Source organism: Natronorubrum halalkaliphilum (assembly GCF_009834785.1).
GTDB lineage: Archaea > Halobacteriota > Halobacteria > Halobacteriales > Natrialbaceae > Natronorubrum > Natronorubrum halalkaliphilum.
Map to the genome: position 1 here is coordinate 111,910 of NZ_WUYX01000023.1, position 9,126 is coordinate 121,035.

The window sequence follows — 9,126 nt, forward strand, 5'->3', positions numbered from 1 at the left end:
CACGGCGGAGTGGACGGCGATGTCCAGATCCGCCTTTTCGGTGATGACGATCCCGTTTTTCCCGCCCATCTCGCAGGCGGCGAGCTTGCCGGGTTCGCCGCCGACCTTGCCCGAAATCTCGTGGCCGACCTCCGCGGAGCCGGTAAAGAGCACCGTGTCCACGCGACTGTCGTCCGTGATCGCCGCGCCGGCGTCGCCGAAGCCTTGTACCATGTTGAAGACGCCGTCGGGAACGCCGGCGTCGTCCATCATTTCGGCGATGATCTGGCCGCACCACGGCGTCTGTTCGGCCGGCTTCCAGACGACGGTGTTGCCCTCGACCAGGGCGATCGCCATGTGCCAGAACGGGATGGCGACGGGGAAGTTCCACGGCGTGATACAGCCGATAACGCCTCGCGGCTTCCGGCGCATCGAGGCGTCCTTACTGCCGATCTCGCTCGGAACGACGTCGCCGTGAGGGTGGCGGGCGTTGCCCGCCGCCCACTCGACCATGTGGTAGGCTTCGACGACGTCCGCGCGGCCTTCGCTGATCTCCTTTCCGCACTCTTTCGTGACGATTTCGGCGAGTTCGTCGGTGCGCTCGCGCAGTTCGTGGTAGATGTCCCAGAGGTACTCCGCGCGGTCGATGTAGGACAGTTCGCGCCACTCTTCCTGTGCGTTCTCCGCGGCCTCGAGCGCGGCGTCGACGTCCGATTCGGTGCCGCGCTGGAACCGTGCGAGTTCCTCGCCCGTCGCCGGGTTCTCGCTCGCGAAGGTGTCGCTTCCGTCACCGTCGGTCCACTCGCCGCCGATGTGGTGGCCGTACGTCTGTGTCGTGGATTGCTGACTCATGAATAGCGATTGGGTCGTCACTGTCGAATAACGTGCCCCGTCCATGGGAGGGTCCGGCGGAAAACGAGAGCTTATTGGTGGTCACTGAGAAGGTGTCTCGTAGTATGGCAACGAACTGGGATCAGCCAGTCCAGGGAACGAGACTGTCCTTCGAGGTCTGGCATCCGAACTGCTGGGCGATCGAAGCGACGGAACGGGTGGGCGGGGGCATTCTGGCGCACGCGGTTTACACCGCGCCGACGTCGGACACGGAACCGACGTCCGTCAATGGGCTGTTCACCGCGTTCGGGCAAACGACCGAGGAGGTCGAGGCGTTGTTGACGGAGATCGACGAGTCGCCGCTGGCGGGCGATGTACTCGAACTCCAGGAACGGTTCGGTCGACGGGAACCCTCGTCGGTTCCGGGGAACGTCGTTCGCGAGTTCTTCCTCGAGTACGATCCACAGGAGATGATCTGCCCGACGCTGCTCGAACACGGCTTCGTCCACAGCGCCCCGGTTCGCATCGAGAACGGCCAAGAACACTGGGAAGTCTGTTTTGCCGGCGACCGGGATGCGGTCGAAACCGCGATCGATCGCATCTGCGAGGACGAAGGTGCCGAAGTCTCGGTTGAAACCGTTCGGAGCACGCCCACGGGCGAATCCGAACGCAAGCGGCGAATGGACACGCTCACCAGCACCCAGCGGGAGGTGTTCGAACTCGCTCGCAAACGAGGCTACTACGAGTGGCCCCGCGGCGTCTCGACCCGCGAACTCGCTTCCGAACTCGATATTTCGAAGACCACGTTGCTCGATCACCTGCGAAAAGCCGAATCGAAGCTGCTGGATCCCGACGATATCGCCGGCGAGTTGTGAGCTATACCGGCAGGACGGCCCGAAGGGCGAACAGAGCGTTTTCCTTCCGTTCTCGGACGCGACGATAGAAGTACGAGAGGTATTTCGGCCCGTACGGTGCGTACTGGTAGACGTCGTACTCCGCGGCGAGGTCGTGCTGTGCGTCCTCCCGGACGCCCATGAGTAGCTGAAACTCGAACGGCGTGTCGTGTTCTTCGGAGAGTCGCTCGACGTACTCGATGATCTCCGGATCGTGGCTCCCGACGGCGATCCTGTCATCGAACGTTTCGAAGGCATACGCGAGCAGTTCCCGATACGCCTCGTTCACTCGCGCCTTCTTTTTGTACGCGATTTCGGACGGCTCGTCGTACGCCCCCTTGACGAAGCGGACCTTGCCGGGGACGTCGGCCAACCGCTCGACGTCCTCGCGCGTTCGCTTCAGGTTTGCCTGGACACAGATCCCGACGTTACCGTCGGTTTCGTGGGCGTGGTGTTCGAACGCGTCGAGCGTGACGTCGGTCGTCGTGTGGTCTTCCATGTCGATCCAGACGAAGACGTCGTGGTCGACACCCGCGTCGACGATTCGCTCGAGGTGGGTCCGGAAGACGTCGTCGCCGAGGTCGAGGCCGATCTGGGACGGTTTGACCGAGACGCAGCAGTCGAGATCGGCGTCGTCGATGGCCTCGATCATGTCAATGTAGGCGTCGGCGTCGGCGGTGGCTTCCGCCGTATTGTCGTAGTGCTCGCCGAGCAAGTTCAGAATCCCCTTGATTCCGTCCTCGTTGAGATCCGCAACGTGCGATAACGCCCCCGCCTGATCTTCGGCGGCCACGAAATTTCTCGCAATTGGTAGGAGCATGATCGGACCCTAGAACGGTATCGGGGTAAACGGACACCCGACCATGAACGATGTCCGGCAATTTGAAAACGGGCTGTCACGACCGTCGCACTCCGTCGAGCACTCGCCCGGTTCCGGGGACGTCGGCGTCGATCCGCGCGCCGCCGCTCCGGTTCTCGGCTGCGAACCGGGCGAAAAACATCGCGGTAGGGGTGTATAAAGAAAGAAGCGCTCGAGTTTTCGTCACCGTCAGACGGTCTCCCGTACGTCGGTACCGGCACAACCACAGCCGCCGTGTTCACCGGTAGCTCGGTACGGCAGTCGGCATCAGTCGTCGTCCATCGGCGCGGTCACGGGTTCGACCCGCTCGCCGCGTGGCCCCTCGAGATCGACGTTCGGCAGCAGATCTCGCAGGTAACGGCCGGTGTGGGAGGCCTCGAGCCGGGCGATCTCTTCGGGCGTCCCGCTCGCGACGAGTTCGCCGCCGTTCTCGCCGCCTTCAGGACCGAGGTCGATGACGTGGTCGGCGTTCTTCACGAGGTCGAGTTCGTGTTCGATGACGACGATGGTGTTCCCGTTGTCGGTCAGCCGGTGGAGGACGTCGATGAGTTTGCGCTCGTCCTCGCTGTGGAGGCCGGTCGTCGGCTCGTCGAGGAGGTACAGCGTTTCGCCCGAGTCCTTCTTCCCGAGTTCCTCGGCGAGTTTGACACGCTGGGCCTCGCCGCCCGACAGCGTCGTCGAGGGCTGGCCGAGGGTCATGTAGCCGAGCCCGACGTCCTTCAGGAGCTGGAGCCGCCGCCGGATCTGGCTCGAGGACTCGAAGAAGTCGTAGGCTTCCTCGACTTCCATGTCCAGGATGTCGGCGATTGTCTTGCCCTTGTAGGTGACGTCGAGCGTGGCGTCGTTGTACCGCGCGCCGTCGCACTCCTCGCAGGGGACGTGGACGTCCGAGAGGAAGTTCATCTCGATTTTCACGGTCCCCTGACCGCCACACTCCTCGCAGCGGCCGCCCTTGACGTTGAAGGAGAACCGCCCCTTCTCGTAGCCGCGCTGTTTCGCCAGTTTCGTCGAGGCGAACAGGTCGCGGATGTAATCGAAGACGTTGGTGTACGTCGCCGGATTGGAACGAGGCGTTCGACCGATCGGCGACTGGTCGATCAGTCGCACGGTTTCGATCTGATCGAGCCCCTCGAGGTCGTCGTGCTCGCCCGGAATGACGCTCGTGTTGTCGTTCATCTCGCGGGCGAGTCCCTTGTAGAGCACGTCGTGCATGAGGGTGGACTTGCCGGAGCCGGAGACGCCCGTGATGGCGGTGAAGTTGCCGAGCGGGATGTCGACGTCTACGTCTTTGAGGTTGTGCTGGCGAGCGCCGAGGATGGTGAGAGCGCCGTCGGGATCACGTCGTTCGTCCGGAACCGGGATCTGTCGCTGGCCGGAGAGATACTCGCCGGTGATCGATCCGTCCGTCGCTTTGACCTCTTCGACGGGGCCGTTGGCGACGACCTCGCCGCCGCGCTTGCCGGGGCCGGGCCCCATGTCGACGACCTGGTCGGCGCGGCGCATCGTCTCCTCGTCGTGTTCGACGACGAGCAGGGTGTTGCCGAGGTCGCGAAGTTCCTCGAGCGTATCGAGGAGGCGGTCGTTGTCCCGCTGGTGGAGCCCGATCGAGGGCTCGTCGAGCACGTAGAGGACGCCGACGAGGCCCGACCCGATCTGGGTCGCCAGTCGGATCCGCTGGCTCTCGCCGCCGGACAGCGTCGCGGCCTCGCGGTCGAGGGTGAGGTACTCGAGGCCGACCTCGCACATGAAGCCGAGGCGCGCCCGGATCTCTTTGAGGATCTCCTCGGCGATCACCTTCTCGCGCTCGGTGAGGTCCGCCTCCATCGACTCGAAGTGCTCGAGGGCGTCCCCGATCGACAGCGAGTTGATCGCGGTGATCGAGGTGTCGTCGACCAGGACAGCACGGCTCGCGGCTTTCAGACGCGTTCCGTCACAGGCCGGACACTCCGTGACCGACATGTAGTCCTCGATGTGCTCGCGGGTCGAATCTGAGTCGGTCTCGAGGTAGCGCCGCTCCAAGTTCGGAATGACGCCCTCGAAGCGCTTTTTCTTGCGGCGGGTCCCGTTCTTCGTCTGGCGTTTGAACAGCACCTGGCCGCTGGTCCCGTAGAGAAACGCCTGCTGGACATCATTGTCGAGGTCTTCGAACGGCGTCGACAGCGAGACGTCGAAGTGGTCCGCGACGGCGTCCAGCCGGGTCTTGTAGTACGACCGGTTGTAGCTCCAGGGCTCGAAGACGTGCTTGAGGGGCTTTGACTCGTCTTGCAGGACGAGAGCCTCGTCGACTTCTTTCGTCTCGCCGAGACCCTCACACTCCGGACAGGCCCCGTGGGGCGAGTTAAACGAGAACGATCGGGTTTCGATCTCGGGGACGTCGATCCCGCAGTGCGTACAGGCCAGATCCTTCGAGAACTCGACGACGAACCGATCCTCTTCCTCGACTTCGTCGCCGAGCGCGCCCGTCCGGCGGGCCGCATCGCCCAGATCGCTCGCGACGTCCTTCGGCGCGTCCGGGAGGATGACCTTCAGGACGCCCTCGGCTTCCTCGAGCGCCGTTTCGACGCTGTCGATGATCCGCGGGCGGGCCTCGGCGGTGACCTTCACGCGGTCGACGATCACATCGACCGTGTGATCGAAGTTCTCGTCGAGGTCGGGCGAGTCTCGGGTCAGGTCGTATTCTTCGCCGTCGACTTCGACGCGAGCGTACCCCTCGGAGACGAGTTCCTCGAAGAGGTCCTCGAAGGCGCCCTTCTGGTCGCGGACGACGGGCGCCGCGAGTTTGGCCTTGGTCCCCTCCGGAAGCTCGAGGATTCGTTCGACCATGTTCTGGGCCGACTGCTCGCCGACTTCGCGGCCGCAGTCGGGACAGTGGGGGGTGCCGACGCGAGCGTAGAGGAGCCGGAGATAGTCGTGTAATTCCGTAACCGTCCCCACCGTCGATCGCGGGTTGTTCGCGGCGTTTTTTTGGTCGATCGAAATTGCCGGGGAGAGCCCTTCGACGGTCTCGACCTGTGGCTTGTCCATCTGGCCGAGAAAGTTCCGGGCGTACGCCGAGAGGCTCTCGATGTACCGGCGCTGGCCTTCGGCGTAGATGGTCTCGAACGCCAGCGATGACTTGCCGGAGCCGGAGAGTCCGGTGACGACGGTGAACGCTTCGCGGGGGATCGTTACGTCGAGGTCCTTGAGGTTGTGCTCCTCTGCACCCCGCACCTCGATGTACTCTTTGCTCATGTGTTCGTGGTGAATAGTGACCGCATCGGTTCGCGACTCGCTGCTCGATTCACTGTGAGTGAGTCAGTGGCCGGAGGGACTTAACGGGTCTGAAAGCGCGGTAGCGTGTCACGTGCTAGCAACCGCGATCGGGGTACGAACGGACGGCTTCGATGGCGCCGACGACCCTCGAGGTCGTCTCCCATCGGTGGGCGGTTGTCGACGGTCGTCGACGGTTGTCGACACCAACGGAGCCAATTCGACTCGCCCTGGGAGCGCGTGTCTCGATTTGCTGGCCGCCACCTGTTCACGCAGTTGCCCACAAACGGTTATGGGGGCCACCGTGGTCGATGGCGTATCGGAATGACTTCGCGACGCTCGCCGACCGCGGATCGACGGACCGTTCTTACCGGACTCGCTGTAAGCGCTAGTTCCGTCGGGTTTGCCGGGTGTACGGACGCCGGTGATGGTGACGCCCGCGGCGGTGACACCAGCGACAGCGACGATCCCGGCGGCGAAACGACGCCGCCGGATTCGAACGCCACCGTCAACTCGCAGGCCGACTCGAGCGACGACGAGACTTCGGCAGCAGTTCACATGGGGTACGAATCGACAGACGTTCGCGTAACGACCTCCGACGGCAACGAGCTGGGAGCTGTCACGGCCGCGATCGCCGATACACCGGACCTGCGATCGCTCGGGCTCAGCGACACTGAAACGCTCCCCGAAGATCGTGGCATGCTGTTCGTCTACGAAACGGTGGCGGACCGGACGTTCGTCATGCCCGAGATGTCGTTCGGGATCGATATCGTCTTCGCTGATGAGGAGGGGGCCATCACGAGTATTCATCACGCCCCGAAGCCCGAACCGGACGAGGACGGGGCCGAACAACGCTACCCCGGTCGCGGCCAGTACGTGTTGGAAGTCGGCTACGAGTGGACCGCCGAGCGCGGCATCGAAGAAGGAGATATCCTGCAGTTCGACCTGTGACCGTTCGTCCTCGTGACTCGAGCACACCGATCGGGACTGCTCGAGGCGGCGACCTGCTGGACCAAAGTGACTTCGGTCGGAAGCGACAATAGCGGGCTATGAGCGACGACACTGGCGCCACGCTATCGGTCGACGGACTCGTCGACTACTGCCAGACACAGACCGGCCTGCTTTCGGGACGCATCCAGACGATGCGCGACGAAGCCGACGAATTGCTCACCGAAATCGACGAGCAGATGGCCGATCTCCGCAGCCGACTCGAGGACCACACGAAGGCGGTCGAAGGGACCGACGCCCCCTCGGGGCCGCCGGGACCCGACAGCACCGACGTCGATCTCGAGGCGTTCGAAGCGCTAGAGAGCACGGTCAAGGAGAAGCAACTACTGGTCGAAGCCAAACAGACGCGGATGCAAGCGTTTCAGGACCTGGCCGCGGCGTACACGGAACTCGCCGAAGAGCTCCAGTCCGACGTCGACGACGGCGAGGAAGCGTTGACTCGAATTCTCCAGTTCGAGGCCGATCACGACGCGCCGGCGTATTTCGACGAGCGGGAGACGCTGGTCGAAGCCGCGGCCGATTCACAACCGGACGAGGACGACTGAATCGGTCACTAACGGCCTGTTGGGCGTCCGAAGACTGGAGCGGCTGTATCGAGACTGACACACAGCAGTTCGGCCGACCAGCGAGAGTAACCGGGCTCGATGGGTCGAGTTGACAAATCCCTCGGTGAAAACCGTTATTACCGGCTAGTCGACTAACACTGATACCGACTATGTCTCTCCGTACCGTATCACGACTGCACCGAGTTCCGATCGGATCCGATATCGGTTTAGTCGCCGGAACTCTCGGTAGTACGTCCTTCCGGGATCGATGACGAATCGGTTGCTCTGTCTCGTCGCCGACAGCGACCGGCGCGCACGGACCGTTCGAGAACTTTCTTCTCGAGTCGCTGACGCCGACGTAGCGGCCGTTTCGAATCCGGACGAAGCCGCTTCGGTACTCCGAGAGCGTTCGTTCGACTGCCTCGTCCTCGGCCACGACGATCCCGAACTGGACGCGATCGCCGTACTCGAGCGACTCCATGATCGGTACCCGTCGCTTCCGGTCGTCGTCGTTCCCGTCGACGGGTCGGCGTCGCTCGCGAGTGCGGTTCTGGCTGCCGGCGGGACGGACTACGTCCGACGGGCTGATGGGGCCGCCCTCCTCGCCGAGCGGGTCGAACGGGCGATCGACGAGACAACGGACCGAACCGATTTTGACTGCTGTATGATTCTCGAGGCTATCGACGACGCTGTCGTCGTCTACGATCCGTCCGACGATTCGGTCGTCGACATCAACGAACGGCTGTGTGACCTGGTTGGTTGCCGTTCCGGCGATACCTGCGTCTCCACACTGGCGACGCTACGCACCGGTGAACCGGCTGACGACGAAACGATACAGTCGATTCTCGATCGAACGCTCGAATCGGGCAGTCAACGGGTCGAGTGGAACTGCGAGACGGCTGCGGGCGACCAGTTCTGGGCCGAACTCACGTTCAAACGCGTCGATCGCGACACCGGCCCGCTCGTGATCGGCCTGCTGAGCGACGTTTCGGCGCGCAAGCAACGGGAGCAGCAACTCCGGAGCTACCAGAAAGCCGTCGAACAGGCGGGCCACTCGATCTACATTACCAAACCGGACGGGAGGATCGAGTACGTCAATCCCGCCTTCGAGGACGTGACCGGCTACAGCGCCGACGAAGCGATCGGGACGACGCCACGACTCCTCAAGTCGGGCGCTCACGACTCGGCGTTTTATCGCGATCTCTGGGGGACAATCCTCGCCGGCGATGTCTGGGAGAATCAACTCGTTAATCGCCGCAAGAACGGCGACGAATACGTCGTCAACCAGACCATCGCACCGATCACCGACGAGAACGACGCCATCGTCAATTTCGTCGCCGTCAACGCCGACATCACGGACCAGAAACGTCGCGAGTCGCAGTTCCGAGAGCTTCACGACGCCGTCTGTGAGTGGCTCGAGGCGACGACGCGAGAAGACGTGGCAACCCAAACTATCGACCACCTCGAGCAGTTGCTGGACCTGGAACTCACGGCGCTCTACCTGTACGACGACTCGAACGACTCGCTCCGACCGGCGGCGATTTCGGAGACCGCAGACGAGACGTTCGACACACACCCCCAGTTCCGCGAAGGCGAGGGAATCGCCTGGCAGGTCTTCGAAACCGGGCAACCAGCGTTCCACGACGACGTTCGAGAATCGACCGACGTGTACAATCGCGGTATGTGTTTACCCCGAGGTCTCGACAGCCGGCACAGCGTGAGCCCGTGAGATCATCTCATTGCTGCTGACGACTCGGCGAAG

The 9,126-nt window shown here is 63.3% G+C and carries 6 protein-coding genes and 1 pseudogene; 4 read left to right on the forward strand and 3 right to left on the reverse strand.

Translation table 11 applies throughout. The features are described 5' to 3' along the window. On the reverse strand, positions 1 to 831 hold an 831-nt coding region (locus GS429_RS22115), incomplete at its 3' end, for an aldehyde dehydrogenase family protein (RefSeq protein WP_235920750.1). A gap of 104 nt (positions 832 to 935) precedes the next feature. Here GS429_RS22115 and GS429_RS06570 point away from each other — a divergent pair. Further along, positions 936 to 1,685 carry a helix-turn-helix domain-containing protein gene (locus tag GS429_RS06570; protein ID WP_160063860.1) on the forward strand — a complete coding sequence of 250 codons (750 nt, stop codon included), beginning with the start codon at positions 936 to 938 and terminating at the stop codon, positions 1,683 to 1,685. Position 1,686: 1 nt separating this feature from the next. On the opposite strand, the gene GS429_RS06575 is transcribed toward GS429_RS06570, so the two are convergent. Continuing rightward, complete coding sequence (locus tag GS429_RS06575) at positions 1,687 to 2,523, reverse strand: proline dehydrogenase family protein (protein ID WP_160063862.1); 837 nt, start codon at positions 2,521 to 2,523, stop codon at positions 1,687 to 1,689. A 306-nt stretch (positions 2,524 to 2,829) separates the two neighbouring features. After that, complete coding sequence (gene uvrA / locus GS429_RS06580) at positions 2,830 to 5,793, reverse strand: excinuclease ABC subunit UvrA (protein ID WP_160063864.1); 2,964 nt, start codon at positions 5,791 to 5,793, stop codon at positions 2,830 to 2,832. Positions 5,794 to 6,135: 342 nt separating this feature from the next. Here uvrA and GS429_RS06585 point away from each other — a divergent pair, with 342 nt between their 5' ends. From GS429_RS06585 to GS429_RS06595, 3 genes and pseudogenes are all read left to right on the forward strand, one after another. Then, positions 6,136 to 6,762: a DUF192 domain-containing protein gene (locus tag GS429_RS06585; protein WP_160063866.1), complete on the forward strand. Its 627-nt coding sequence runs from the start codon at positions 6,136 to 6,138 to the stop codon at positions 6,760 to 6,762. 98 nt (positions 6,763 to 6,860) lie between these two features. Continuing rightward, on the forward strand, positions 6,861 to 7,364 hold the full coding sequence (locus GS429_RS06590) for a hypothetical protein (RefSeq protein WP_160063868.1): 504 nt from the start codon (positions 6,861 to 6,863) through the stop codon (positions 7,362 to 7,364). 268 nt (positions 7,365 to 7,632) lie between these two features. Continuing rightward, positions 7,633 to 9,021 (forward strand): annotated as a pseudogene (locus GS429_RS06595) (PAS domain-containing protein); the annotation flags it as partial. Positions 9,022 to 9,126 lie beyond the last annotated feature (105 nt).

Excerpts from the sequence above, each read along its gene's own strand:
- GS429_RS06585 (WP_160063866.1), top strand. The coding sequence starts at position 6,136 with ATGACTTCGCGACGCTCGCCGACCGCGGATCGACGGACCGTTCTTACC.
- uvrA (WP_160063864.1), bottom strand. The coding sequence starts at position 5,793 with ATGAGCAAAGAGTACATCGAGGTGCGGGGTGCAGAGGAGCACAACCTC.
- GS429_RS06570 (WP_160063860.1), top strand. The coding sequence starts at position 936 with ATGGCAACGAACTGGGATCAGCCAGTCCAGGGAACGAGACTGTCCTTC.
- GS429_RS06575 (WP_160063862.1), bottom strand. The coding sequence starts at position 2,523 with ATGCTCCTACCAATTGCGAGAAATTTCGTGGCCGCCGAAGATCAGGCG.
- GS429_RS06590 (WP_160063868.1), top strand. The coding sequence starts at position 6,861 with ATGAGCGACGACACTGGCGCCACGCTATCGGTCGACGGACTCGTCGAC.